Annotated in this window: 28 protein-coding genes; 7 read left to right on the forward strand and 21 right to left on the reverse strand. The window is 33.7% G+C overall.

Going from position 1 to position 24,087, the window contains the following annotated elements; genetic code table 11:
- Positions 1–165 precede the first annotated feature (165 nt).
- Entirely contained in the window at positions 166–627 is a 462-nt protein-coding gene (locus QYS48_RS05070; RefSeq protein WP_308357797.1) for a DUF6452 family protein, read from the forward strand.
- A 4-nt stretch (positions 628–631) separates the two neighbouring features.
- Positions 632–1,327: a DUF6048 family protein gene (locus QYS48_RS05075; RefSeq protein ID WP_308357798.1), complete on the forward strand. Its 696-nt coding sequence runs from the start codon at positions 632–634 to the stop codon at positions 1,325–1,327.
- Here the strand turns inward: QYS48_RS05075 and ftsY are convergent.
- The 4 genes from ftsY to rpmB all read right to left on the reverse strand — a co-directional run bounded on the left by ftsY (position 1,324) and on the right by rpmB (position 3,038).
- Positions 1,324–2,283, reverse strand: a complete 960-nt coding sequence (gene ftsY / locus QYS48_RS05080; RefSeq protein ID WP_308357799.1) for a signal recognition particle-docking protein FtsY — start codon at positions 2,281–2,283, stop codon at positions 1,324–1,326. The genes QYS48_RS05075 and ftsY overlap by 4 nt on opposite strands.
- A gap of 152 nt (positions 2,284–2,435) precedes the next feature.
- Entirely contained in the window at positions 2,436–2,585 is a 150-nt protein-coding gene (locus QYS48_RS05085; RefSeq protein WP_302127935.1) for a DUF4295 domain-containing protein, read from the reverse strand.
- A gap of 2 nt (positions 2,586–2,587) precedes the next feature.
- Positions 2,588–2,770 carry a 50S ribosomal protein L33 gene (gene rpmG, locus QYS48_RS05090; protein WP_302103281.1) on the reverse strand — a complete coding sequence of 61 codons (183 nt, stop codon included), beginning with the start codon at positions 2,768–2,770 and terminating at the stop codon, positions 2,588–2,590.
- Between the two features lie 28 nt (positions 2,771–2,798).
- On the reverse strand, positions 2,799–3,038 hold the full coding sequence (gene rpmB, locus QYS48_RS05095) for a 50S ribosomal protein L28 (RefSeq protein WP_302103280.1): 240 nt from the start codon (positions 3,036–3,038) through the stop codon (positions 2,799–2,801).
- A 189-nt stretch (positions 3,039–3,227) separates the two neighbouring features.
- Between rpmB and rocD the strand changes: the two genes are divergently transcribed.
- Positions 3,228–4,508, forward strand: coding sequence for an ornithine--oxo-acid transaminase (gene rocD, locus QYS48_RS05100; RefSeq protein ID WP_302103279.1), 1,281 nt, complete (start codon positions 3,228–3,230; stop codon positions 4,506–4,508).
- Positions 4,509–4,577: 69 nt separating this feature from the next.
- Here rocD and QYS48_RS05105 read toward each other — a convergent pair whose 3' ends face one another.
- The 3 genes from QYS48_RS05105 to QYS48_RS05115 all read right to left on the reverse strand — a co-directional run bounded on the left by QYS48_RS05105 (position 4,578) and on the right by QYS48_RS05115 (position 5,830).
- Positions 4,578–4,886, reverse strand: coding sequence for a hypothetical protein (locus QYS48_RS05105; RefSeq protein WP_308357800.1), 309 nt, complete (start codon positions 4,884–4,886; stop codon positions 4,578–4,580).
- Positions 4,887–5,239: 353 nt separating this feature from the next.
- Complete coding sequence (locus tag QYS48_RS05110) at positions 5,240–5,539, reverse strand: HigA family addiction module antitoxin (RefSeq protein ID WP_302102753.1); 300 nt, start codon at positions 5,537–5,539, stop codon at positions 5,240–5,242.
- Positions 5,540–5,548: 9 nt separating this feature from the next.
- A complete protein-coding gene (locus tag QYS48_RS05115) occupies positions 5,549–5,830 on the reverse strand; it encodes a type II toxin-antitoxin system RelE/ParE family toxin (protein ID WP_302104082.1) in 282 nt (93 codons plus the stop codon).
- Between the two features lie 384 nt (positions 5,831–6,214).
- Here QYS48_RS05115 and QYS48_RS05120 point away from each other — a divergent pair, with 384 nt between their 5' ends.
- Entirely contained in the window at positions 6,215–7,384 is a 1,170-nt protein-coding gene (locus tag QYS48_RS05120) for an AIR synthase-related protein (RefSeq protein ID WP_302103277.1), read from the forward strand.
- Here the strand turns inward: QYS48_RS05120 and QYS48_RS05125 are convergent, their stop codons facing one another.
- A complete protein-coding gene (locus tag QYS48_RS05125) occupies positions 7,385–8,677 on the reverse strand; it encodes an amino acid permease (protein WP_308357801.1) in 1,293 nt (430 codons plus the stop codon).
- Positions 8,678–8,705: 28 nt separating this feature from the next.
- Positions 8,706–9,422: a hypothetical protein gene (locus QYS48_RS05130; RefSeq protein ID WP_308357802.1), complete on the reverse strand. Its 717-nt coding sequence runs from the start codon at positions 9,420–9,422 to the stop codon at positions 8,706–8,708.
- Between the two features lie 91 nt (positions 9,423–9,513).
- Between QYS48_RS05130 and QYS48_RS05135 the strand changes: the two genes are divergently transcribed.
- Positions 9,514–10,140: a hypothetical protein gene (locus QYS48_RS05135; RefSeq protein ID WP_308357803.1), complete on the forward strand. Its 627-nt coding sequence runs from the start codon at positions 9,514–9,516 to the stop codon at positions 10,138–10,140.
- Between the two features lie 2 nt (positions 10,141–10,142).
- Here QYS48_RS05135 and QYS48_RS05140 read toward each other — a convergent pair whose 3' ends face one another.
- From QYS48_RS05140 to QYS48_RS05195, 12 genes are all read right to left on the reverse strand, one after another.
- Positions 10,143–10,541: a hypothetical protein gene (locus QYS48_RS05140; protein ID WP_308357804.1), complete on the reverse strand. Its 399-nt coding sequence runs from the start codon at positions 10,539–10,541 to the stop codon at positions 10,143–10,145.
- 76 nt (positions 10,542–10,617) lie between these two features.
- Positions 10,618–11,850, reverse strand: a complete 1,233-nt coding sequence (locus QYS48_RS05145; protein ID WP_308357805.1) for a hypothetical protein — start codon at positions 11,848–11,850, stop codon at positions 10,618–10,620.
- 68 nt (positions 11,851–11,918) lie between these two features.
- Complete coding sequence (locus QYS48_RS05150) at positions 11,919–12,371, reverse strand: hypothetical protein (RefSeq protein WP_308357806.1); 453 nt, start codon at positions 12,369–12,371, stop codon at positions 11,919–11,921.
- A 189-nt stretch (positions 12,372–12,560) separates the two neighbouring features.
- Positions 12,561–14,228, reverse strand: coding sequence for a formate--tetrahydrofolate ligase (locus QYS48_RS05155; protein ID WP_308357807.1), 1,668 nt, complete (start codon positions 14,226–14,228; stop codon positions 12,561–12,563).
- 64 nt (positions 14,229–14,292) lie between these two features.
- A complete protein-coding gene (locus QYS48_RS05160) occupies positions 14,293–15,723 on the reverse strand; it encodes an amidohydrolase family protein (RefSeq protein ID WP_308357808.1) in 1,431 nt (476 codons plus the stop codon).
- 450 nt (positions 15,724–16,173) lie between these two features.
- On the reverse strand, positions 16,174–17,055 hold the full coding sequence (locus tag QYS48_RS05165; RefSeq protein ID WP_308357809.1) for a hypothetical protein: 882 nt from the start codon (positions 17,053–17,055) through the stop codon (positions 16,174–16,176).
- Between the two features lie 161 nt (positions 17,056–17,216).
- Positions 17,217–18,344 carry a molecular chaperone DnaJ gene (dnaJ, locus tag QYS48_RS05170; RefSeq protein ID WP_308357810.1) on the reverse strand — a complete coding sequence of 376 codons (1,128 nt, stop codon included), beginning with the start codon at positions 18,342–18,344 and terminating at the stop codon, positions 17,217–17,219.
- A gap of 10 nt (positions 18,345–18,354) precedes the next feature.
- Positions 18,355–18,966: a nucleotide exchange factor GrpE gene (locus tag QYS48_RS05175; RefSeq protein WP_308357811.1), complete on the reverse strand. Its 612-nt coding sequence runs from the start codon at positions 18,964–18,966 to the stop codon at positions 18,355–18,357.
- Between the two features lie 81 nt (positions 18,967–19,047).
- Positions 19,048–20,040 carry a GTPase ObgE gene (obgE, locus tag QYS48_RS05180; RefSeq protein WP_308357812.1) on the reverse strand — a complete coding sequence of 331 codons (993 nt, stop codon included), beginning with the start codon at positions 20,038–20,040 and terminating at the stop codon, positions 19,048–19,050.
- 99 nt (positions 20,041–20,139) lie between these two features.
- On the reverse strand, positions 20,140–20,718 hold the full coding sequence (locus tag QYS48_RS05185; RefSeq protein WP_308357813.1) for an adenylate kinase: 579 nt from the start codon (positions 20,716–20,718) through the stop codon (positions 20,140–20,142).
- Between the two features lie 173 nt (positions 20,719–20,891).
- Positions 20,892–21,419, reverse strand: a complete 528-nt coding sequence (hpt, locus tag QYS48_RS05190; RefSeq protein WP_308357814.1) for a hypoxanthine phosphoribosyltransferase — start codon at positions 21,417–21,419, stop codon at positions 20,892–20,894.
- Positions 21,420–22,337, reverse strand: a complete 918-nt coding sequence (locus QYS48_RS05195; RefSeq protein ID WP_308357815.1) for a M20/M25/M40 family metallo-hydrolase — start codon at positions 22,335–22,337, stop codon at positions 21,420–21,422.
- Between the two features lie 137 nt (positions 22,338–22,474).
- Between QYS48_RS05195 and upp the strand changes: the two genes are divergently transcribed.
- Both upp and QYS48_RS05205 read left to right on the forward strand, forming a co-directional pair.
- Positions 22,475–23,125 (forward strand): uracil phosphoribosyltransferase, encoded by a 651-nt coding sequence (gene upp / locus QYS48_RS05200; protein ID WP_308358425.1) that lies wholly within the window; start codon positions 22,475–22,477, stop codon positions 23,123–23,125.
- A gap of 2 nt (positions 23,126–23,127) precedes the next feature.
- On the forward strand, positions 23,128–24,087 hold the full coding sequence (locus QYS48_RS05205) for a calcium/sodium antiporter (RefSeq protein WP_302128763.1): 960 nt from the start codon (positions 23,128–23,130) through the stop codon (positions 24,085–24,087).

Below are 24,087 nucleotides of genomic sequence, written 5' to 3' on the forward strand. Positions count from 1 at the left end.
ATTTGTTTCATCTAGTATTCCAAAGAAGTAATTTTAAAATAGGTTAAATTTAAAGATGCAAAGTTAATCAATTATTAGAGGAATTGTTTTCATATGTGATGAATTGCACGCAATTATCTAATATTGGGTTTAGCTTGTCAGAATATTGAATATCTTTGCAGGCCAATGAAGTCAATGATCAAGAAAAGCATTCTAATAGCACTTATATTCAGCATTTTTGCTTGTGATGTAGATAGCAACTGCAATACCTTAAATGTTGATTTTGTTACTTTTCAAACCTTTACAATAGAAGAAGGTGAAGAAGAACAAGTTCAAGTTATTTTCGATAGTATTGTTAGCCCTGAATCCGACAGCACATTTTTTCAAAGTGATACCTTAAGTATTTTTGAACTTCCACTTAATCCAGGGTCAAATCAAACCAGCTTTTACTTTTATTATGGCCCGTTTGTGGATAGCATTGAATTCAATTATGAAACAAGAAATGCTGTTGACTCTCCTGAATGTGGCATTGACTTAGAGTTTGTCGGTATGGATACTACTTTCCAAACATTCGATTCATTAGTAATTGTAAATGATACTTTAAAAAGAACTGTAAATGCGCCTAATATTAAGCTTTATATTTTTTAGTTTTTTGAGCGTTGCAGTTTTTGCTCAAGAAGCTACAGAACAGGAATCTGATTCTGTAAAAAAAGAACTTGCTAAAATCCAGAAGCCAAAAGTTCCTAAATCCTTTTATATCCCAACGGGCCTAAGAGTGGGAACGGATTTGGTTGCTTTAGGAGTCAATGCTTTTGGTGATAAACGTACACGTTACGAATTTCAAGGAGACATCGACTTTCACAGAATTTATTTGGTAGGATCATATGGGATCAACGAATATCAAAACAGCGGTGAGGAATTTACTTACAGCAATGAAGGGAGTTATTACAGAATTGGTTTAGAAGCTGACTTCTTACAATATGACCCAGACCATAACACTTTAACATTCGGCTTAAGATATGCTAAATCTAATTTTTCTGAGACTTTAATTACCAATATCACTAATCCTTTTTACGGATTATATGAAGAAAGCTTAACCAATAAAAATGTTAAGGCAAGCTGGATTGAAATGACTGCTGGGTTACGAGTAATGATTTTGAAAAACCTTTATATGGGGTATAACTTCAGAATACAGCTTAATCGAAGAATTGTAAATGCGGACCAATTCCGAACTTACGATATACCAGGTTTTGGCCGAGCAGAATTTGATAATCGCTGGACTTTCAATTACTATCTAGTATACAGAATTAAATGGAAAGAGAAAAAATTAATGGAAAAGCCTCGTTAAACTCTTTTAAAGAATGAATCCACGAACTCCATTTTATTAAACACCTGAAGATCTTCCACTTTCTCGCCTACACCTATATATTTTACTGGAATTTTGAATTCTTCAGAGATCCCTATTACCACACCTCCTTTTGCGGTTCCATCCAGTTTTGTGATGGCTAATGCTGTTACTTCTGTAGCTTTCGTAAATTCACGAGCTTGGATCATGGCATTTTGGCCGGTTGAGCCATCCAATACCAATAAAACTTCATGTGGCGCTTCACTAACGAACTTTTGAATTACCCTTTTAATCTTAGATAATTCGTTCATTAAATTCACTTTTGTATGTAACCTTCCAGCAGTATCGATGATTACGATATCAGCCTCCTCTGCAACTCCTTGTTTAACTGCATCAAATGCTACGGATGCAGGATCTGTATTCATACCATGGGAAACAACTGGCACACCAATTCTGTCTCCCCACATTTTTAGCTGATCTACAGCAGCCGCTCTAAAGGTATCTGCAGCTCCTAAAACTACCTTTTTATCTTGCTTTTTATATTGAGCAGCAAGCTTCCCAATCGTTGTAGTTTTACCTACCCCGTTAACCCCTACCACTAATAAAACATAAGGCTTTTTAATATTTTGAGGTAAAGAAAAATCTTTTAAATCTTCCGTATTATTTTCTTCCAAAAGACCCGCTATTTCTTCTCTTAGAATTTTATCTAATTCATCAGTACCCAAATATTTATCGCGAGCTACTCTTTCTTCAATACGATCAATAATCTTAACAGTGGTATTAACGCCAAGATCTGAGCTAATTAAAATTTCCTCCAATTCATCCAATACATCTTCATCCACTTGGGATTTACCGACAACTGAACGTCCTAGTTTAGTAAAAAAACTCTCTTTTGTTTTCTCTAAACCTTTGTCTAAAGATTCTTTTTTCTCTTTGGAAAAAATTTTGAAAATACTCATACCACTTATGTTATAGATGCGGGGCTATTTAACCGCTTACAATAATACGAAAATATTGACCTAAAGTATATAAAAGAATAGTTGTAAAAGGGTATAAACAAAAAAAGTCCCTAATGAGGGACTTAAATCAATTTTAACCTTAAAAACTACAATTATTTTTTAAGTGCCTCTTTGGCCATATCCAAAGGTACCATTTCTTCACGGAATGAATAACCTCCGTTTTTAGACTTTACTGCTTTGATTACTTTAGCGTAACCTTTAGCGTCTTTATCTTTTAAAGTTGCAACTACTTTCTTAGCCATGATTACTTAATTTCTTTGTGAACAGTATATTTCTTTAAGATCGGGTTATATTTTTTCAACTCCAATCTTTCTGTTGTGTTTTTTCTGTTTTTAGTCGTGATGTAACGAGAAGTACCTGGAGCACCAGTTTCTTTATGCTCTGTACATTCTAATATTACTTGGACTCTATTTCCTTTCTTAGCCATTGTGCTTTAAATTTTGAGCAATAGAAAATTATACTAATACATTACCGTTTTCACGTGCCTTCTTCAAAACTGAAGTGATACCATTTTTGTTAATGGTTCTGATTGCGCTAGCTGACACTTTTAACGTGATCCACTTATCCTCCTCAGGAATGTAAAACCTTTTCTTCTGCAAGTTTGGCAAGAATCTTCTTTTGGTTTTATTGTTGGAGTGAGAAACATTATTTCCCACCTGAGGTCTCTTTCCGGTAATTTGACAAACTCGTGCCATATCTATTTAAATTATTTTTGTTGTCGATTTAAAATTGGTTTGCAAATATCGGCAATATTTTGATAATCACAAACCTTACCTTAAAAATACCAGCTATTTTTTTGGAATTCTAAGGGATTGCCGTCCTGTTTTGTTAGTTTTACATTTATAAGAGTGTGCAATTTAAGAATTTTTAAACATTTAAATGTTATGATGGAAGAAATCAAGAGTAGTCAACAAGCCATTGAGATGGAAGATAAGTATGGGGCTCATAATTATCATCCTTTACCAGCGGTATTGGCTAAAGGTGATGGTGTTTTCCTATGGGATGTTGAAGGTAAAAAATATTATGACTTTTTATCTTCATATAGTGCAGTGAACCAAGGACACAGTCATCCAAGAATATTAGAAACACTTAAAAAACAAGCAGAAACTTTAACGCTTACTTCAAGAGCATTTTATAATAACATATTAGGTCCTTTTGAGAAATATGTGAGTGAATACTTCGGTTTCGATAAGGTATTAGCGATGAACTCTGGTGCTGAAGCTGTAGAATCTGCATTAAAAATTGCCAGAAAATGGGCCTATGAGAAAAATGGGATCTCACCTAATGCTGGTAAAATAATTGTAGCAGAACAAAATTTCCACGGAAGAACTACAACTATCCTTTCATTCTCAAGTGATGATACTGCTAAAAATCATTTTGGACCTTATACTCCTGGCTTCGTAAAAATACCATATAACGACTCTGATGCCTTAGAGAAAATTTTACAGGGCGAAGATAATATTGTTGGGTTTTTAGTAGAACCAATTCAAGGTGAAGCTGGGGTTTACAGACCGGATAATGATTACATGAAAAAATGTAAGGAGATCTGTAAAAAGCATAATGTATTGTTCATTGCAGATGAAATTCAAACCGGTATTGCGAGAACCGGTAGTTTATTAGCAGTTTGTGGAGACTGTACTTGCCAGGGGCATTGCGAAAAGCAGTCTACTTATGTTGAACCCGATATTTTAATATTAGGTAAAGCACTATCAGGAGGATTCTATCCTGTATCGGCAGTTTTAGCAAATGATCCTATTATGGAAGTACTAACACCAGGTACGCATGGTTCTACTTTTGGAGGTAACCCATTAGGAACTGCAGTTGCTGTAACTGCACTTGACGTTGTTAAAGATGAGAAACTAGCTCAAAATGCTCGTAAATTAGGTGAATTATTCAGGGAGCGTATGCAAAAGTTCATCGAGAAATCTGATTTGGTGACCTTAGTTCGTGGTAAAGGTTTATTAAATGCCATAGTGATCAATGATTCAGAAGATAGCTCTACAGCTTGGGATATCTGTATGGCATTAAAAGAAAATGGATTATTAGCAAAACCAACTCATGGTAACATTATCCGATTTGCGCCACCTTTAGTAATTACTGAAGAGCAGATCAACGAATGTTGTGATATCATTGAGAAAACGATTACTGAGTTTAAGAAGAAGTAAATTTAACTTTGACATAAAAAACCTTCATTTTTCAATGAAGGTTTTTTATTCAACAAGTGATTGAAAATATTATCTTCTTTTACGTTTTGACGGCCTAATGTCATCTACGGGGCCAAAATGCTTAAATTCTAGAACTTTTTTCTTACCTTTTATCAATTTAATTTCAGCAGGTGCTAGCTTTAGATCAGAGGTCTTAACAATAGCTTTGTCAAAAAAGGTTTTGGCTTGTTGAAACTCTCCCTTGTCAAAATCATGACGCTCCTTGTTAGATTTCACAGGTACACCAGGGATAACGTGATACAAATCTACTTCAACAGCATATCTTGGCTTTAATGAAGTAATAAAACTTTGAACACTCTTCTTAATATTATTGATCATACACTTAATTTTTTAACAGCTTTGAAATAGCTTAAAAATATTGGCTTATGCAAGTTTGAAAGCTCTCACTTTCATTAGGTAGGACGTAATTTAAAAGGAGTAATTTTATGACAAAACACTGATTTTTGCGCGAAAATCATCCTTATAAAATAATGTTTGGATAGTTGCTATGTATGTTATGTATGAAAATTACTGATTACATCATTCAGTCAATAGCTTAATTCTTCGCCTTAACGCCACTGTATAAATTCGTGGCTGATTAAAAGTATCAAAATTTCAGTTAAATAGCGAGGCAATCCACAAAGAGATAAAGTCACATTTACCTACTAACTGCCATGATTTATGACAGGATGTTATGCAGCGTTAATATTAGCTGGTCGAATGTTATTAAGTTCGTCCTGCTTGTCTTTACGCTCTTCTTCAATATCAAAATCGTCTTGCAAACCAAGCCAAAATTTGGCAGATGTGCCGAAGTATTTTGCTAATCTTAAAGCAGTATCAGCAGTGATCTTTCTGCGTCCTTTTATAATTTTACTAATTCTGGTTTGAGGTATAAAAGTATCCTTAGCTAGTCTATATGCCGAAATTTCCATTGGTATCAAGAATTCCTCATTGAGAACTTCACCCGGGTGTATGTTGTCTAATTTTTCCATAATCTCAAATTAATGATAATCAGTTATTTCAATTTCAAAGCAATTTCCATTTTCCCATTTGAAGATTATTCTCCATTGCTTATTAACTCTAATACTGTAGAATTCTTTTAAGTTTCCACCTAATTTTTCCAGCCGATTCGAAGGCGGAATTCTCAGGTCTTGTAAATCTTGAGAGTTGTTAATCATTCTTAATTTTCTTCTGGCAATATTTTGGATTTCGTTTGGAAGCTTTTTGGATCTTTCACCGTTCCATATCTTCTCTGTTTCTTTACTACCAAAAGATTTTATCATAATTACTCCTTGCGTTACTAACGTCAAAGTTAACTAATTAGTTTTGTATTAGGAAATGTTAATGAGGAAGAGATTCCAATGCTGCATAAAAATTGAATACGTACACCCAAGGTGCACGTATTCCGTAAATATTTCGGATACAGTTACCACTTGGTGCTTATATCTAATTTATAATTTTCAAAACCTGCGGGAAATTTCCAAATCTGACTATAGTCTGTAGGTTTTGGTATAGAATAAAAGTAAATAAATTGTTGGGATTCTGAAAAGGCAACACAGAATTACTTTTTGAATAAAACCATATTTAAAAATGAGCATATCATAAAAATCCACTTTGAATTAGTTTACTTTCTCCAATCCCCTTAATTTTGGATAAATTTTAAATCCATGTCTGATAGATATAACCAACGCGGAGTCTCAGCATCAAAAGAAGATGTACATAATGCAATCAAAAACCTTGATAAAGGGCTTTTCCCTCAAGCTTTTTGTAAGATTGTTCCTGATCATTTAACAGGTGATGACAAGTATTGCACCATCATGCATGCTGATGGCGCAGGTACAAAATCTTCATTGGCTTATATGTACTGGAAGGAAACAGGAGATATTTCTGTTTGGAAAGGTATAGCGCAAGATGCGATCATTATGAATATTGATGATTTATTGTGCGTGGGCTGTACGGATAAAATTTTACTCTCCTCTACAATTGGAAGAAATAAAAACCTTATTCCTGGAGAAGTAATTTCTGCAATTATCAATGGAACGGAAGAGGTTTTGCAGATGCTTAGAGACAATGGGGTTAATATTATCAGCACAGGTGGTGAAACTGCTGATGTTGGAGATTTAGTAAGAACAATTATAGTAGATAGTACAGTTACCGCTCGCATGAAAAGAGCCGATGTTATTTCCAATGACAATATTAAAGCGGGTCAAGTAATCGTAGGCTTAGCTTCATATGGACAGGCAACTTATGAAAATGAATACAATGGGGGGATGGGAAGTAACGGACTTACTTCAGCTCGTCATGATGTGTTCGATAAGTATTTAATGGAGAAATATCCTGAAAGTTTCGATCCTGCCGTAGATAAAGCATTGATTTATTCAGGAAGTAAAAAATTGACTGACCAAATAGATGGAGTAGAATTGGATGCCGGAAAACTAGTTTTATCTCCTACAAGAACCTACGCTCCCGTTATTAAAAAAGTATTAGAAGAATTACCTGGGAAAGTGCAGGGTATGGTTCATTGTAGTGGGGGTGCACAAACGAAGGTCTTACATTTTGTAGAAAATGTACATGTAATCAAAGATAATATGCTACCAACCCCTCCTCTTTTCAAAATGATTCAAGAAGAATCAAATACAGATTGGAAAGAGATGTATAAGGTATTCAATATGGGCCACAGAATGGAATTATATGTTGATGAGGCAGATGCTCAACAGATTATTGATATCTCAAAATCATTCAACATTGAAGCTCAAGTAATCGGTCGAGTAGAAGCATCTGAGAGCAAAAAAGTCACTATTAAAAGTGAGCATGGGGAGTTTGAATATGAGGGGTGATTAGTTTTTTCTTGAAAAGAAATATGCCCCTAAAGCCAGTAATCCGTAAATAACAATTATAAAAATAAATTGGCTTTTGTTTTCACTGAACTCAAAATAAATAATCAGTACCCCTGCAAAAAATAGTCCTACTAATGCAATGATTGTAAGCAACCAGGATGAATTAGTTTTATGTCTTTTCTTATAATTAGAATAGGCCATTAAAAATGAAACTATAATAAATGTAATACTTCCAAATTCTAATATCACTTGTAATCCCCCAGAAACAACCAATAATATTGCCATTAAACTGATCGTAATAATTGCGATGTATGGTATATGCTTTTTAATTTTTTTAGACAGTAATCTCGGAAAATATCCATCATTTGCAATAACAGCCATAAGTCGAGAGGAGCCGAATAATGTCCCACTTATAGCACTTGAAGTTGCTAATAGGGCACCGAAGATTACGAAAAACTGGCCAAAATTTCCTAGATAAGTTTTTGCACCAGCGGCCAAGGCATATTCTTTATCCGAAATAATTATTTCTTTCGGAATGGTGCCTAATGCTGCGACTGCCAATAATATATATAATAAAGTAGCGATGCTGATAGAAGAGTAGATGGCAATTGGAATATTTCTTTTAGGACGATCCATTTCATCATAAGCATGAATTACCAATTGAAACCCTTCATAAGCCACAAATGTAATTGCAGCTACCAGTAGAATACTACCTAAAGTTGTATTGGTTTCAATGATAGGTTGTAAGTTTTTTATATCCGCTTTACCTGCCAATAAACCTGAGATGAACAGAAGAATAATGATTTTAGAATAAACTAATATGTCCTCTATCTTTCCCATTCCCTTTACACTCACCAAATTCACAATTGCAAAAGATATGATCACAAAAGCTGCAATTAATTTTTGCCATATAACATTATTCAGATATTCAAACTGACTACAGAAATAGGAAGCAAAAGTAAAAGCGTACAGTGCAAGTGTACTGATATAACCAAAAACAATGAGCCAACCTATTACAGATGAAGCAACCTTACTATGTGGGAACGTTTTTTTAAAAAAAGAATAAGTTGCCCCCTCATCTTTATATAGGAGAGCTAATTTCACATATGAATAAGCTGCAAAAAAAGCTAAAATTCCACCTACTAAAATTGCAATAGGCGTTGCGTTTCCTATGTTTTCAGTGGCTATTCCTAAAATAGAAAATATACCGCCACCAACCATACCTCCTAATGCGATAGCTATTAATTCACCAAGTCCTAAATCTTTATTTCTCTTTCGGCTAATTTTATTCATACTGCCTAAATTAACTTCTTAGTATATATTATTGGCGTCTCGTCCATATTTCATAAATAGGATCGCCTTTACTGGAAAGGCCGGAATGATGCCAATCATCATTTTTCAATTCATAATTAAACTTTAAGCTAGCGCCTGATCTGGAATCATCACGTGAGAAAAATTCAATATTTTCAATATACTCACCATTTTCAGTGGTATAAGTTCCTCCTCCTGTAGCCAAAAACTGTTTAGTCTCGGTATTGTAGGCAATCCATTGAAAACGAGTGCCCGACAAAATCTTCATAGTTTTTCTTGGTTTATCAGTGTCTCTTTGCTGAATTTCTCCATTTCTTTTTCTGCCCGACATTAACCAAGCACCATTTAAATCACCTGGAGTTCCATCATCAAGCCTTTTAAAAACTTCATCCTCTCCTGCTATTTGTAAAGTACTATCAGTTAAGATGATTTTAAATGTTATTTGCTGCCCTACGTAATTAGAACTGTCAGAATGATATTCAACCTTTTCAGTTAACCTATCATCTTCCAAGCTCCATGCTCCACCATTAGTATGAAGGAAAATACCTTTAGTTGCATTAAACACACATAGTGATTGAAATCCATCTGCAAAGCTTACTATACTTTTAATTGTATCTCCATTTGAATTAATCTCAGTATGTTCCCAAGAACCAATTAAGGATTGAGAATATAAATTTGTGCTAACACAAAGTATAATCAAGCACAATAATTTATTTAGATACCGCATATGACTGGAGTTTTAATGATTACATAATCAATATAACAATTTCCTCTTTCAATGGGAATTGACCTTTTCATTAAAAATAGTATATTAGGTCATGCATCCCGTATTGATAATACTTATTATTTTTATTTTACTGTTGATTTTTGGTGTTTTCTATTCACTAAATAAGAAGAAAAAAAGAGGTGAATTATTTAATCAATTTGCTAAAAATTTAGGATTCAATATTTCATTTCGAGATGAAGGACCAAACAAAGAATATACCCTTTCTGGAAATGTTAACGGATCTGAAGTTGTATACAGTGAGGATAGACTAAATGATTTCAAGATTCGAGACTTAGGTAAGGGTGATTGGACTTTAATTACTTTTAAAAATTCGCCCATTGATTTTGACTTTGAAGTGTATCTTGATAATTGGGCTATGCAAGCAATGAAACCATTAGGTTATCAGGATATTGAAATTGGCAATGCAAAGTTTGACAAAAAATTCTTTTGTCATTCCAAAGAAGCAGAAAAACTAAAATTAATTTTAGATGATCAAGCCCTGCAGGAGTTTTTAATTAAACTTGAGGATAGTTTTTATCAAGGTTTTGATTTCAGGAGTATTACAAAAGAGAAATATTTACAATTTTCATTCTATGGAAAAATTCGAAATCAAAAACAGCTAGATTTAATGAAAAATGTCATTGATTTTATGAGAATAATTACGGAAAAATTTAAGTGAGCTTACTGATTTAAATCAATTATTTTTGAAATGCTAAACTCTATGTATATCAAAATTGAAACAATTGTCATTTCACTTATAAAATAAATAACACCTAAAATCTCAAGTCTATCAAAATGGAGGTAAACCAGAATAGCGGTTAAGCTTATGTACATTAAATTCCCTATTGCGATAGCTCTTAAATAGTTTCTTCGATTTCTTTTCAAAAAAAAGTGACACCCTAACGAATATAAACAAAACACCGCTGCAATAATTGCCAAAGGAATCAATACTTGATATGGCATACCAATCCACTCTTGAATTAAGATGAAAATTATACCGGTGTTGATAGCAGTTAAAAATGCACCTACACCATCAATTAGGAAAATATGAGGTGCTAAGTTTTTAATTATTCCTTTCATGATAATAAAATTTAAATAGCTACCATGTTAAAATAACTAAAACATTAAGCTAAAGCTAACATCATCATTGAAAGAACTATTTTACTTTATGGTTAAATTTGAAAGACTTGATTTCATCTGTTACTATCATAGTATATTCTCCTTTTGGTAAGGCAAGCATTGCAGATGATCTACCTTTCTTTACTTCAGAAATATCCATGGGAATACCTTTATGGATATCCTCCCCTTCCTTATAAGCTAGAATCATAAATGGGGGTTCAAGTTCAATTTCATCTAACTGAATATTCACTTGTTGATTTCCATTATCAAAAAGCCATTCTGGTCTGTTATTTATATATTCAGTTGTGGGGTGTAGAATCACTAAATCAGTATATGCCTGTCCTCTTTGATACTTTATTGCTTCATTATTTTGATCTATTAATACTGAGGATTCATTTATATCTATCGCTTTTAAAATTGGCGGATTTAAATCTGGATGACTCTTTTCATTATATGCTGTTTGATTAATAGTGTAAGGATCAATTCCAGTAATATCTTTTACGCGCTGAGCCATAGCCTTACCCCAATGTGGATATGGTCCTTCAAGAGCATGAGCAAATCCACAATGAATTAAAAATTTTTCATTTGGCTTATTTTTTATCACTTGTGCAATATTATTTGCCTGTCCCTTCTCACGATCTATTTGACCTCCACCTTCGAAATTTTCATAAGCAAATACATTATACCCTAATTCCAACGCAGTTCGAACCATATTACCAAACTGAGGATCTTGAACATAATAACCTGATTCCTGAATAGGAAAACCCCGATCATTCAAAGCTGAATCTAGAGCCTTTCCATTGTTTAGTGCTTCTAATCCTAAGTTTCTATAACCTAATTTATACAGATCACTTAGTAATGATTTAGTAAAGACTCTGTGCCTTGAATTGTGATGAGCTTCATTTATAATGACAATCTGATTTTCTTTTGCCTTTTCAAGAATGTATTCTTTAGCGTTTTTAACCGAATATCTATTATTAATTGAATCAATTTCGGCCTTAGAAACATCTGTTTTCCTAGAATGCCTTGCAGAATCCCATTTATCTATAGCATTCCTATAATCACCATTTCTAGCAAAATCATCTGCAGAAATCTGATATCTCCAAGCCAAAGTATCCTGCTCTAGTTTATCTTCTAAAGTTGAACTTAAAGGATAAGGTGAAGAATAATCAATCTCTTTTATTTCCCTACTAAATTTTGAACAGGATACTACACTAATAACCAACAATACAAATGGAGCAGACTTCATTTTTAATGATACGTTCATCATAATAGAATATGTTTATTTACAATATTATGATTATCTAACTAAACAAACAGTTAAATATTGTCATTTTATCATCTAATGGATGGCCAAAGCGTGTATTCCCTACTATGAACCCTTATGGGTAGCTCTGAACTGCAAACTACATTAGAGCTTATCTTATATTGGTTATTATCAGGTGTGATTACTTTTAAATAGGAATAATTGGACCATGGCGTTATTAACCTGAACTTGCCATCTTCCTTTCTTTTTTTGGAAATAGCTAAATGTTCAATAAACTCTAATGAATCAATGTCATATTGTTTATCTTCATTAATTGTGATCTTACCACTTATTTTGTCTACAAATAGACTAAAATCTTTATTGTTGATATAATGGGATCTATGAATAAGAAATGTAGGAATACATCCCAATAAAATAAAAGCTGAAAAATTAAAAAGAGGACCTACTATTAATGATTCTTCCCAGCTGTATCCCTTAACATAATAGGCAATAGGAATAGAAAAAAGCATTAAAAGAGGAAGCATAAGTAAATTCCTCTTTAAATATTTAAGCGACTGAAGTATATGTCTCGTATTGCTTCTATAATGTTGTTGCAAAACCTTTAATTTTTCTGCTTTAAGTTGATGCAAAGGTAATTTTAATTCCTAACTGAAAGTCAGAAATTAAAATAATTTACCTTCATATACCTAAAAGATTTCTATTCAGCTTTAATACTAGAATAAGCCTACAATTTCACCCTCTGAATTAACATCAATATTTTCAGATGCAGGATGGGCAGGCAATCCCGGCATTCTCATTATATCACCTGTAATAGGGATAATAAAACCTGCACCAGCAGCAATTTCTATTTCTCTTACTTTTAAAATAAAATCTTTAGGTCTTCCTAACAGTTTAGGATCATCTGAAAGAGATTTCTGTGTTTTGGCTACACATATCGGCAGTTTATCTAATTTTAAATCGTAAATTCTTTTTAAAGCAGCTCTGGCCTTTGCACCGTATTCTACATGTTCAGCTCCATATATTTTTGTAGCTATAGTTGCAATTTTTTCCTCTACTGATTTATCCCAATCGTATAGAGGTTTAAAGTCAACATGATTTTTTTCAATCACTTTAATAACTTCATTTCCAAGATCTAAAGCCCCTTCACCTCCTTTTGCCCATACATCTGCTACCGCTACAGGAAGCTCTTTTTTAGATGCAAAATCAGTTATAACTTTTATCTCTTCCTCATCATCCGTTTGAAACTTATTAATCGCAATGACTGGAGTAATCCCAAACTTCTGAATATTCTCCAGATGCTTTTCTAAGTTGGGTAAGCCTTTTTTAACGGCTTCAACATTAGAGTTTTTCAAATCTTGTAAATCAGCTCCACCATGATATTTTAATGCTCGAATTGTAGCGGTTAGTACCACTGCTTTAGGCTTTAAACCGGAACTCTGACATTTAATATTAAAGAATTTCTCTCCCCCTAAATCAAATCCAAAACCAGCTTCTGTAACGGTATAATCTGATAATGACATCCCCATTTTGGTGGCTATTACCGTGTTTGTACCTTGAGCGATGTTGGCAAAAGGCCCTCCATGTATAATAGCTGGATTCCCTTCAATAGTCTGCACTAAATTTGGTTTAATGGCATCTTTTAAAAGAGCTGTCATTGCTCCTTCTGCTTTTAAGTCTCTAGCATAAATAGGTTTCTTATCAAAAGTATAGCCTACAAAAATATTACCTAGTCTTTCCTTTAGATTCTCTAAATCTTTTGACAAACAAAGAATAGCCATTATCTCCGAAGCAGCTGTAATATCGAAGCCTGTTTCTCTAGGCACTCCAGAGGTGGTGCCTCCTAAACCAATCACTACATTTCGTAAGGCTCTGTCATTTAAATCCATAACTCGCTTCCATACAACGGTACGTGGATCAATTCCTAAAGAATTGGTTTTGCTTTGAAGATTATTATCAATGATGGCAGCAAGAAGATTATGTGCTTTTTCTATTGCAGAAAAATCTCCAGTAAAATGAAGATTAATATCTTCCATAGGTAAAACTTGAGAATAGCCTCCTCCTGTAGCACCTCCTTTTATCCCAAAAACAGGACCTAAGGATGGTTCCCTAAGCACAACAGTAGTTTGCTTCCCTAGTTTGTTAAGGCCTTCTGATAAGCCTATTGATATGGTGGTTTTACCCTCACCGGCAGGAGTGGGCGAAATAGCGGTTACTAAAATTAGCTTGCTTTTATTTAATTTCTCCTCATTAATTTTATTGAGCGGTAACTTGGCTTTATACTTACCATACATTTCAATTTCTTCAGCATTAAGGCCAAGCTTATCTGCTATTTTAGTGATGGGTTCCAGTTTGCACTGGCTTGCAATATCTAAGTCTGTCATGATTTAAAAATAGAATAATAAACTTAGATTTCAATATTGAAATTGAAATTGCTGGCTTGAAACATTACTTCTCAACTAACAAATTCTCTAAATAAAAAAGGGCAGTGTACAGTAAGTTATTTCTTTCAAGTGCTTCTTGTTTTAGTAGTTCTAAAAATTCTTGAGAAAGATAGTGCCCATTTATGATAACCGCAGCAGGATTTTGGAGGGTTGAAAGATCTTCTAATGGATTATCATTTAATAAAATGAGATTAGCAATTTTAGCCTTTTCGATAGTACCCATATTGGACATTAACTCATGTGTATTAGCAGCATTTATAGTTGCTGTTTTCAGCACCTCAAAATTTGATAAGCCTGCTTCGGAATAAAATTGGAGCTCTTTATGAATTGATTTACCAGGCATTGTAACTCCGATTCCTGCATCCGTTCCGCATATTATATTTACACCCGCATCATTTAAATCTTTTACAATTTTTAAATGAAAATCATGTTGAGCTTTAATATTTGAGACTACTGAACTATCATTTGATTTTGAGTTTTGCCATCTGTTAAATTGCGCTTCACTATCCACCATTTTTATCAATGGATTCATATAATTCATTCTGTCCTCTTGCAGTATGTTATCATCAATTAGCATTTGGTAAATATTATTATAAACAACTAAAGTGGGACAGAAATTGGCTTTACCATAATCTGCAAAATCAGAGACTACTTCTTTAAGTTTTAAAGTATCCAATGAATAATTTAGTGGCTGTTGAACGATATCCTCTGCATGTTCAATCGACTTAATTTGATTATTAAAATGATAGGAATACGGGACTTTCTGAGAAGGGTGAGCAATGATGTCTATATCAGAACTTTTGGCCTGATCAATTATGGCATCATAAATCTCAGGAGTTAAACCATAGTAAGTTTTTATAAAATCATAGCCTCTTTTTTTGTAATCAATAATTTTATTTGCAGCCTCTTTTGGGTTAGTAAGATTCAAATTATCATCACCTATAAATTCTGGACCTGTTAACTTAGGGCCTGAAGTATAAAAATTAGGTGAATAGATTTCTTCAGCATTTATTGACTCTTTTAATCTTAAATGCATGGGTAACCCCCATACATTTCTGACTGCTGTAACCCCATTTGCCAAATAAAGCCCCAATTCATATTCATCCCATACGTGAACATGCATATCAATTAATCCAGGAGCTAAAAATTTATTGGAACCATCTATTACTTCTATACCTTCTTGTAATTGAGTTTTACTTTGAATGCTATTGATTATACCATCTTTAATAATGACAGTTTGATTTTTATAAATAGTATCAGCAGTCATAGGGATTACATTCACATTAGATATAATCAGATCATTGGTTGAATTATGATCATCTATCTCTAAATAGCTGCTATTGTAATACTCAACTAAAAAAATAAATGAAATTGCAATTAGAAGGAGTAGTAATATCCCTGATATTAATTTGAAAAGTATTTTAAAAAATTTCACAACTAGGTCAGATAAAAATTAACTATCTGTAATTTTAATAAAAAGTATTAAAAAAAATGCTCAAAATAGTGAAAAATAGAGACTAACAGTCCGGTTTCTAGTACTATACTACGAATTTGTAAAATAAACCCACCTAGCGAAAGATTTCTGAATTAGACTTTATTTGCTATAGGCGTTGAGATATTATAACCTTTGGCCAGATAAAAATTAAACTAAAAATTTTTGAACTGCATTTTATTAATTTTTTAAAAGGAGTGTAGTACAAATAATTATCCCCCTTCCATTATATGAGTGTTCATCAAATAGCCATAAGAATTCAAAAAAATATTCTTATAGCTTGTATTATTAACAATTTATAAGATAAAGTACTCCTTTATATCTTTTGGAGGTGGTAGCATTTATGAAATGCTAATGGTAAAAGTACTTAATTTCAAGTTTTGTAATTGTTAATTACTTTGTTTTAAAAGCAATGCTTCCCATTCCTACATCTAAAATAAACTCCATGCTATTTTCAGGATTATCTATGTAAGCTTGATTACTAAATGCATTATGACCTATCTTTTTGAAATTATCGGCCATTTTGATATTACATAAAGGAGAATCATGAATGCGAATGATAACAGGTAACTCATCTGGAGGTAAAATTATATTTAAATTACCAGCTCCTACTGAAGCATTTATTCTACTATTAATTTTCCAGTCTTTTCCGCAATCTATTGATAAATTACCAAAACCAACTTCTGCAATTACATCTTTTGCCATTGAATAATTTAAGTCCTCAACATAGATATTTCCAAAATTCACCTTTACGAAAAAGGTATCCATAGCAACGCTATTCATCATTTTATCAGAATACCTAAGTCTTACATCTGCACTGCCCGATTTTATTTTTAACCTTTCAATAGCCAATCTACTTAAATCAACATTGGCTTCTCCCATAAGATAATTTAAAGATAAATTAAATGTTATATGTTCTGAAAGATTGAGCTGCCACATATCGCTTGGCTTCTCATCCGAAGAAAAAATACTGCCTGCTACAGATTCAGTAAAATTTAAGCCCATATGGCTTTTGCAAGTTAGGTCAGCATCAACTTTTTGAGTGTTTTGTATTTCCTCAATTTTAAATGTACTGGCAGCAACATCATTCTCACTTGCTCCTAAAATTAATAAAGGGGCATCAGAATCAACTGAATTTAAAAAAGACTTACCCGCTTTGGTTGATACATTTAAATCTATTTTATCAATTGCTTTAGCGTGCTTAATTTCAAAGTACTTGTGCAGCTCTTGCCCTAATAGATTAATAGAAAACAATGCCATTAATAAAAATGACATCAAAAATTGAAATACCCTATTCATGATGAGGTAATACGGTAACATGAATCTTTTAGTTTTCTAATTAAACTTAAAAAGCCACTGTTTAAATATAAATAGTGGCTTTTTAACAATTTAACTTAAAAAAGTGCTTTTATATCAAATTCTGCTCAGAGTGCAAATCAATTAAAAAACTCTTTTACTCTATCAAAAAATCCTTTATCCGCTTTAGTAGGATTAGGTTTGAAGTTATCTGAACCTCTCATGCTTTCAAGCATTTGCTTTTCATCATCAGAGACTTTTTTAGGAGTCCAAACATTTACATGTATTAATTGATCACCTCTACCGTAACCATTTACATCTCCTACCCCTTTGCCTCTTAACCTTAAGATTTTACCTGACTGCGTACCAGTTTCTATCTTAATCTTTACTTTACCATCAATTGTTGGAACCTCAACAGAAGTACCTAAAACAGCATCAACAAAGTTTAGATAAAGATCGTAGATGATGTTATTCCCATCACGCTTCAATACATCATGCTCCAACTCCTCAATCAAGATCATCAAATCACCGGCTGGCCCACCCATTGGTGCCTCATTTCCTTTACCTGACATTGATAATTGCATACCATCTGAAACTCCAGCAGGAATTTTTACATTGATAACCTCTTCTTTTGACTGAAGACCTGTATTATCTACATGAGGTGGTTTTTTATCAATAAATTTACCTGATCCATGACAAGTAGGGCAAGTACTAGCTGAAACCATTTGTCCTAACATAGTATTCGTTACTCTTCTTACCTGGCCAGAACCTCCACAGGTTTCACAAGTTTTGTAGGTAACACCATCAGCAGAAACTAGACGGTTTACCTTAATCTTCTTTTCACAACCATGAGCAATCTCTTTTAAATTAAGTTTCAACTTAATTCTTAGGTTAGATCCTCTTCTACCTCTACTTCTACGGCCACCGCCTCCACCAAAGAAGCTTTCGAAGCCGCCACCTCCGCCACCACCGAAGATGTCACCAAATTGAGAGAAGATATCTTCCATATTCATACCTCCTCCACCGAAGCCACCAGGGCCTCCTTTCATACCATCATGACCAAATTGATCATATCGTTGGCGTTTTTGTGGATCTCTTAAAACTTCATATGCTTCCGCTGCTTCCTTAAATTTCTCCTCTGCTTCTGGGTTATCAGGATTTTTATCAGGATGAAATTTGATGGCTACTTTTCTATAAGCCTTCTTAATCTCATCATCCGAAGCCCCTTTGCTAACACCAAGAATATCATAATAGTCTCTCTTCGCCATCTTAATCTTTTTATTCTCCTATAACAACTTTTGCAAAACGGATAACCTTGTCATTCAATAGGTATCCTTTTTCAACTACATCAACCACTTTGCCCTTTAATTTTTCATCAGGTGCAGGTATTTTGGTAATTGCTTCATGGATTTCAGGATCAAATTCAATGCCTGCATCACTATCCATAGCTTTTAAGCCTTTATTGGTTAATGTTTTCTCGAATTTATTTTTGATAAGCGTAAACCCTTCCTTTAAAGAATCATTTTCTGATTGGTCATCAAAAGATTTCTCAGCGCGTTCAAAATCATCCATAACGGGTAATAATTCAGAAATCAACTCTTCTGAAGCAGTTTTTACTAATTCTAATCTCTCTTTTGCATTTCTTCTTCTGAAATTTTCAAATTCAGAATAAAGACGTAAGAATTTATCCTTAGACTCTGCCAGTTCTATTTCTAACTTCTCAAAATCTGACAATTCTTCATCCTTTGCTTGAGCTTCAGCCGCTGCTTTTTTTTCCTCTTCCGTCAACTCGTCTTTTACTTCCTCATCAGAATTCTGCTCATCTTTTATATCTTCAGCATTTTCAGCTGTTTTATTCAAATCTTTTTCGTCTAATTCTTCTTTAGCCATAACTGTATGATGTTATTAAACTTATTTTAAGCAATATTTAACAAGGATTTTGCCAAGCCAAGATTAGCTGACAAGATGACATTAGGCGGTTAAAGCCTTCCAAATCATATCTTTCAGCTGATCAATATTAAATTGTGTTAATGAAGAAATAAAAACATAAGGAAGCTCTTTCGGAATTTCTACTTTAAGCTCTTCCATTAGCTCTTCATCCAATAAATCAGCTTTTGTAATCGCTAAAAGTCTATTCTTATCCAGCAGCTCAGGATTATATTCTTTTAGCTCATTTATTAGTATTTCATACTCTTTCTTTACATCCTTACTATCTGCAGGAATCATAAAAAGTAGTATAGAATTTCTTTCGATATGTCTTAAAAATCGAGTCCCTAATCCTTTACCTGCCGCGGCACCCTCAATTATTCCAGGGATGTCCGCCATAACAAATGACTTATGATCTCGGTAAGGAATTACCCCTAAATTTGGAGTTAGAGTTGTGAAAGCATAATCAGCAATTTCTGGCTTTGCAGCAGAAACTACAGAAAGCAAGGTGCTTTTACCAGCATTAGGAAATCCCACTAAGCCAACATCTGCTAATAGCTTTAATTCAAGAATAATCCATTCTTCAATACCATCTTCACCAGGTTGGGCATAGCGTGGTGTCTGGTTGGTAGACGTTTTAAAATTAGCATTACCTAATCCTCCTCTTCCTCCTTGGGTCAAAATCTTTTCCTCTCCCTCTTCGGTGATTTCAAATCTTACTTCACCCGTCTCAGCATCTTTAGCTACAGTCCCTAAGGGAACTTCTAAGATCACATCTTTGCCATCAGCACCAGAACTTCTTGCTCCTGCTCCAGGTGCACCAGCATCTGCAATCACATGTTTCTTATATTTCAAATGGAGTAATGTCCATAATTGAGTGTTACCTCTAAGAATAATATTTCCTCCTCGGCCACCATTTCCTCCATCTGGCCCACCTTTTGGAACGTGTTTCTCTCTACGCATAGAAACAGCACCTGCACCACCTTTTCCTGAGCGAGAGCAGAATTTCACATAATCAATAAAGTTTGGATTGGCCATTGGACTAATTTTTAAGGCGCAAATTTAGGTTAAATTCGGCAGTAAATAAAAAAGCCGACCCATTTTGAATGAGTCGGCTCTTTTCGAGACTGAAATCAACTACTTCAATTTATCAATTTCAGTTGAAATATTATTAAAAATCTCCTCGATGCTACCCACACCATGAATCTTTACATACTTTCCTTCAGCATCGTAGTAATTTGCAACAGGTAAAGTTTCCGCAAGATAAACCTTTATTCTATTTTCAATTTTAGTTATATCTTGATCATCAGCTCTTCCTGATGTTTTACCTCTTTCTTGAATTCTTTTTTTCAATTCTTCTTCAGGAACATCTAAAGCAATCATACCCGCAATTTTTTCTCCCTTTTCTTCTAAAAGAGTATCTAATGCATTTGCTTGAGGTACAGTTCTTGGAAAACCATCGAAAATATAGCCATCACTTGAGGCTTGAGTTTCTTTTATTTTCTCATCTACCATTCCAATCACCACCTCATCAGGCACCAAATTACCTTCGTCCATATACTTTTGAGCTAACTTTCCTAAGTCAGTCCCTTCTCCCAAATGCTTACGGAATAAGTCACCGGTTGCAATGTGTGTTAATTTATATTTGTCGATTATTTTTTCACTTTGGGTACCTTTACCTGCACCAGGAGGTCCAAATAGTATAATATTTAACATGATTGTAATTTATAAGAAAATCAAATATAAAAGTTTTATGATTAAAATTGCCAATAAAGGCTCCTCTTTGTAGAGAATATTGGAACCTCCATAGGTGTTTTATTGAATTTGAAGCTAATAGTTTAAATCAAGCCTATAGGTAATAAATGTTACCAACTTATACATAAGCTTTATCATGCCAATTGATAAATCTCTTTTAGTTCTCTACCTTTTCCTTCATAATCTAGCCCATATCCTACAACAAACTTATTAGGAATTTCAAAACCAACAAAATCTGGTTTATTCCCTTTTTCTTGAGCATCTGGTTTATGAAGTAAGCTAGCTACTTTAATGGATTTTGTTCCTAAATCCTTAAAAGCATCGAGTAAATGTTCTAAAGTATTTCCTGTATCCACTATATCCTCTAGTATCAGTAAATCTCGTCCAAAAACATTTTCCTTAAGGCCTAATATTTCTCTAACCTTACCAGTGGTTTTTAAAGCTTCATAAGAAGCTACTCTTATAAAAGTAAGTTCAACTGGAATATCCATTGATCTAATTAAATCTGCAGTAAAAATAAATGAACCATTCAAAACGCTAACTACCAAAGGCTCTTTATCCTGATAGTAATTATTGATTTCACCTGCTAATTCACTGATTCTTTTACTGATTTCATCAGCAGAGATGAATGGAATGAATTCTTTATCTAAAATCTTCACCATTTATAATTCACTCATTAAATATTTATACATTTCCACCATTGATTGGATGTCCTTTTTATGAACTTTCTCATCTGGTGAATGCACATTATCTTCAGGAGCACCAATAAAGCACCAGTCAATAGGATAGGGTGTTTCTTGCAGATACCCTCCATCGCTTGAGCCACTTGCCTCAACTTCTAACTGATAGGGTATGTTTGAATTTTCTGCTAGGTTTTGAATCATTTGAATGAACGATTGCCTTGGAACACTTTTATCACGCATCGAAATAGCAACGCCTTCAGCATGTTTTACACCCTCCGTTACCCATGTTATGTCAGAAATTAATGCTTGATAAACGCCATATTTCTCTACCATAAATTTGGCAAGGAATGGAACAGAACCACCTCCATGCTCTTCATAGGTAGAAAAAATAATCATTCCATCTTCCAAAGTTTCTGCCAGTTGTAGACAGTTGAATACACCAAGTCGATTATCTAAATAGCATGATTGTATGTATTCATCAGACTCTCTAAAATCACATTCAAAAGTTAAACTAGCTCCTCTGTCAATCCCTCTTCCAAATTTGTAGAATGTCTGATTCTCTTTATTGACCTCCAACTCACAAGCAATAGGCCCTAGTGAATCTTCACCTTTTAACCTATATCCTGTTTTAGCATCTGGCCCCCCGATAGGAACCAATTGATTTTCATACCTAACCGTAAACCCAATAGAATCCATATGGGCAAAAACTGCAGTCCTCGGCTCACCAAATACTAATATTAAGCAATCCTGAAATTCTTCACCATGATACAGCTTAGGTTGTACTTTCCAATTCGCTTGGTTCTTTTTTATGTATTGAAGCAGATAATTTTTCATTGTGTATTCTTCTCCAGAAGGAGCGTGAATACTGCAGAGTTCTTTAAGTAAATTATAATCCATAAGTGCTGCAAAGTTAAAATCTTTTAGTAGGAGAAATAAAATTCGGAACTGGATATTTCATTTTTTTAATTTTTTTCTTAAAAAATAAAATTATATTTAGGTTTTGACAGCTTTTAATGTCAACCTTAATTCCACTAATGTATATTTTAGATAAAGAAAATAGCATTGCGAACCACTTCATAGCCGAATTGAGAGAAATCGACATTCAAAAAGACCGCTATAGATTTAGGAGAAATTTAGAAAGGCTAGCTGAGATCTTAGCTTATGAAATTTCTAAATCTTTATATTATCAGCAAAAAGAAATCCAAACTCCTCTTGAAACTACCTCAATTTCATTAATGCATGATTTTCCTGTTATAATCAGTGTTTTAAGAGCTGGATTGCCTTTTCACCAAGGGTTTTTAAATGTATTTGATCATTCCGATTCAGGATTCATAGGTGCTTTTAGAAAACATATAAATAGTGATGAGTTTGAAATAGAGATGGGTTACGAAGCACTTCCTCCTGTAAACGGAAGGTTTGTAGTTTTAGCTGATCCTATGTTAGCAACAGGAAGATCGATGGTAAAAGCTGTTCATCATATTAGAAAAAACGGTTCTCCTGAGAAAATAATTATTGCTTCTGCAATTGGTACACCAGAAGGTATTCAATACATAGATGACCATCTAGATGGCAATTATGAAATCTATTTAGGTTCACTTGACAGAGAATTGAATGAAAAGTCGTACATCCTACCTGGATTAGGTGATGCTGGAGATTTAAGTTTTGGTCCTAAAAACACTCATTAGCGATGCCTCTCAGCAATACTATATTATTATTTGTTGGCTTAGCGGTATTAATCCTCGGTGGAGAATTATTAGTTCGTGGTGCTTCAAGAATTGCCTTAAGGCTAAAAATGTCTCCTTTAGTAGTGGGGATTACAATTGTAGCTTTTGGTACATCCGCACCAGAATTATTGATAAGTATACAAGCAGCAATAGCGGGGAGCCCAGACATTACGATGGGAAATGTTATAGGGTCAAATATCTGCAATATTGCCCTCGTCTTAGGAATCACCTCACTTATTGCACCCATTCCTGTAAATAGTGACACTATTAAAATTGACTGGCCCATGACAATGGGCTGTTCATTGTTACTTTACTTTTTAGTTCAAGAAGGATATGTTGATGATTATGAAGGTCTAGGCTTTGTATTACTCCTTGCATTGTATTTGTTTTTTATCATTCGCAGATCACGAAAAAATCATATTAACCCAGAAGATCTTGGATTAGAGATAGAAACACCGAAAAGTCCTGCTACTAGAAAGAATATCATTAAAGACGGAAGCCTAATCTTAATTGGTGGAGCAGGCTTATATTTTGGATCTGATTGGTTTGTAAATAGTGCGAAAGATTTGGCTCTTTTCATGGGTATTAGTGAGCGAATAGTGGGAATAACAGTAGTAGCTTTAGGAACTAGTTTACCTGAGCTTGTTACCTCAGTAGTAGCTGCTTTTAAAAAGGAAACTGATATGGCATTAGGCAACCTAATGGGGTCAAATATATTTAATATCTTATCCATATTAGGTATCACCAGTTTGATATCAGAAATTCAAGTAAGTGAGATAATACTGAATTCTGATATCATTTGGATGTTGGGTATCACATTACTCATTCTACCGTTTATGGCTATAAATAAAATTGTAGACCGTTATGAAGGTTTAATTTTATTAGGGATATATATTTATTATACGATTAATGTAATATCCTGA

Source organism: Marivirga arenosa, from assembly GCF_030503895.2.
GTDB classification, from domain to species: domain Bacteria; phylum Bacteroidota; class Bacteroidia; order Cytophagales; family Cyclobacteriaceae; genus Marivirga; species Marivirga arenosa.

Bases quoted from the DNA above. Each gene is read 5' to 3' on its own strand.
- QYS48_RS05070 (WP_308357797.1), top strand. From the start codon at position 166: ATGAAGTCAATGATCAAGAAAAGCATTCTAATAGCACTTATATTCAGC.
- ftsY (WP_308357799.1), bottom strand. From the start codon at position 2,283: ATGAGTATTTTCAAAATTTTTTCCAAAGAGAAAAAAGAATCTTTAGAC.
- QYS48_RS05085 (WP_302127935.1), bottom strand. From the start codon at position 2,585: ATGGCTAAGAAAGTAGTTGCAACTTTAAAAGATAAAGACGCTAAAGGT.
- rpmG (WP_302103281.1), bottom strand. From the start codon at position 2,770: ATGGCTAAGAAAGGAAATAGAGTCCAAGTAATATTAGAATGTACAGAG.
- rpmB (WP_302103280.1), bottom strand. From the start codon at position 3,038: ATGGCACGAGTTTGTCAAATTACCGGAAAGAGACCTCAGGTGGGAAAT.
- rocD (WP_302103279.1), top strand. From the start codon at position 3,228: ATGATGGAAGAAATCAAGAGTAGTCAACAAGCCATTGAGATGGAAGAT.
- QYS48_RS05105 (WP_308357800.1), bottom strand. From the start codon at position 4,886: ATGATCAATAATATTAAGAAGAGTGTTCAAAGTTTTATTACTTCATTA.
- QYS48_RS05110 (WP_302102753.1), bottom strand. From the start codon at position 5,539: ATGGAAAAATTAGACAACATACACCCGGGTGAAGTTCTCAATGAGGAA.
- QYS48_RS05115 (WP_302104082.1), bottom strand. From the start codon at position 5,830: ATGATAAAATCTTTTGGTAGTAAAGAAACAGAGAAGATATGGAACGGT.
- QYS48_RS05120 (WP_302103277.1), top strand. From the start codon at position 6,215: ATGTCTGATAGATATAACCAACGCGGAGTCTCAGCATCAAAAGAAGAT.
- QYS48_RS05125 (WP_308357801.1), bottom strand. From the start codon at position 8,677: ATGAATAAAATTAGCCGAAAGAGAAATAAAGATTTAGGACTTGGTGAA.
- QYS48_RS05130 (WP_308357802.1), bottom strand. From the start codon at position 9,422: ATGCGGTATCTAAATAAATTATTGTGCTTGATTATACTTTGTGTTAGC.
- QYS48_RS05135 (WP_308357803.1), top strand. From the start codon at position 9,514: ATGCATCCCGTATTGATAATACTTATTATTTTTATTTTACTGTTGATT.
- QYS48_RS05140 (WP_308357804.1), bottom strand. From the start codon at position 10,541: ATGAAAGGAATAATTAAAAACTTAGCACCTCATATTTTCCTAATTGAT.
- QYS48_RS05145 (WP_308357805.1), bottom strand. From the start codon at position 11,850: ATGATGAACGTATCATTAAAAATGAAGTCTGCTCCATTTGTATTGTTG.
- QYS48_RS05150 (WP_308357806.1), bottom strand. From the start codon at position 12,371: ATGCTTCCTCTTTTAATGCTTTTTTCTATTCCTATTGCCTATTATGTT.
- QYS48_RS05155 (WP_308357807.1), bottom strand. From the start codon at position 14,228: ATGACAGACTTAGATATTGCAAGCCAGTGCAAACTGGAACCCATCACT.
- QYS48_RS05165 (WP_308357809.1), bottom strand. From the start codon at position 17,055: ATGTCATTTTTATTAATGGCATTGTTTTCTATTAATCTATTAGGGCAA.
- dnaJ (WP_308357810.1), bottom strand. From the start codon at position 18,344: ATGGCGAAGAGAGACTATTATGATATTCTTGGTGTTAGCAAAGGGGCT.
- QYS48_RS05175 (WP_308357811.1), bottom strand. From the start codon at position 18,966: ATGGCTAAAGAAGAATTAGACGAAAAAGATTTGAATAAAACAGCTGAA.
- obgE (WP_308357812.1), bottom strand. From the start codon at position 20,040: ATGGCCAATCCAAACTTTATTGATTATGTGAAATTCTGCTCTCGCTCA.
- QYS48_RS05185 (WP_308357813.1), bottom strand. From the start codon at position 20,718: ATGTTAAATATTATACTATTTGGACCTCCTGGTGCAGGTAAAGGTACC.
- hpt (WP_308357814.1), bottom strand. From the start codon at position 21,419: ATGGTGAAGATTTTAGATAAAGAATTCATTCCATTCATCTCTGCTGAT.
- QYS48_RS05195 (WP_308357815.1), bottom strand. From the start codon at position 22,337: ATGGATTATAATTTACTTAAAGAACTCTGCAGTATTCACGCTCCTTCT.
- upp (WP_308358425.1), top strand. From the start codon at position 22,475: ATGTATATTTTAGATAAAGAAAATAGCATTGCGAACCACTTCATAGCC.
- QYS48_RS05205 (WP_302128763.1), top strand. From the start codon at position 23,128: ATGCCTCTCAGCAATACTATATTATTATTTGTTGGCTTAGCGGTATTA.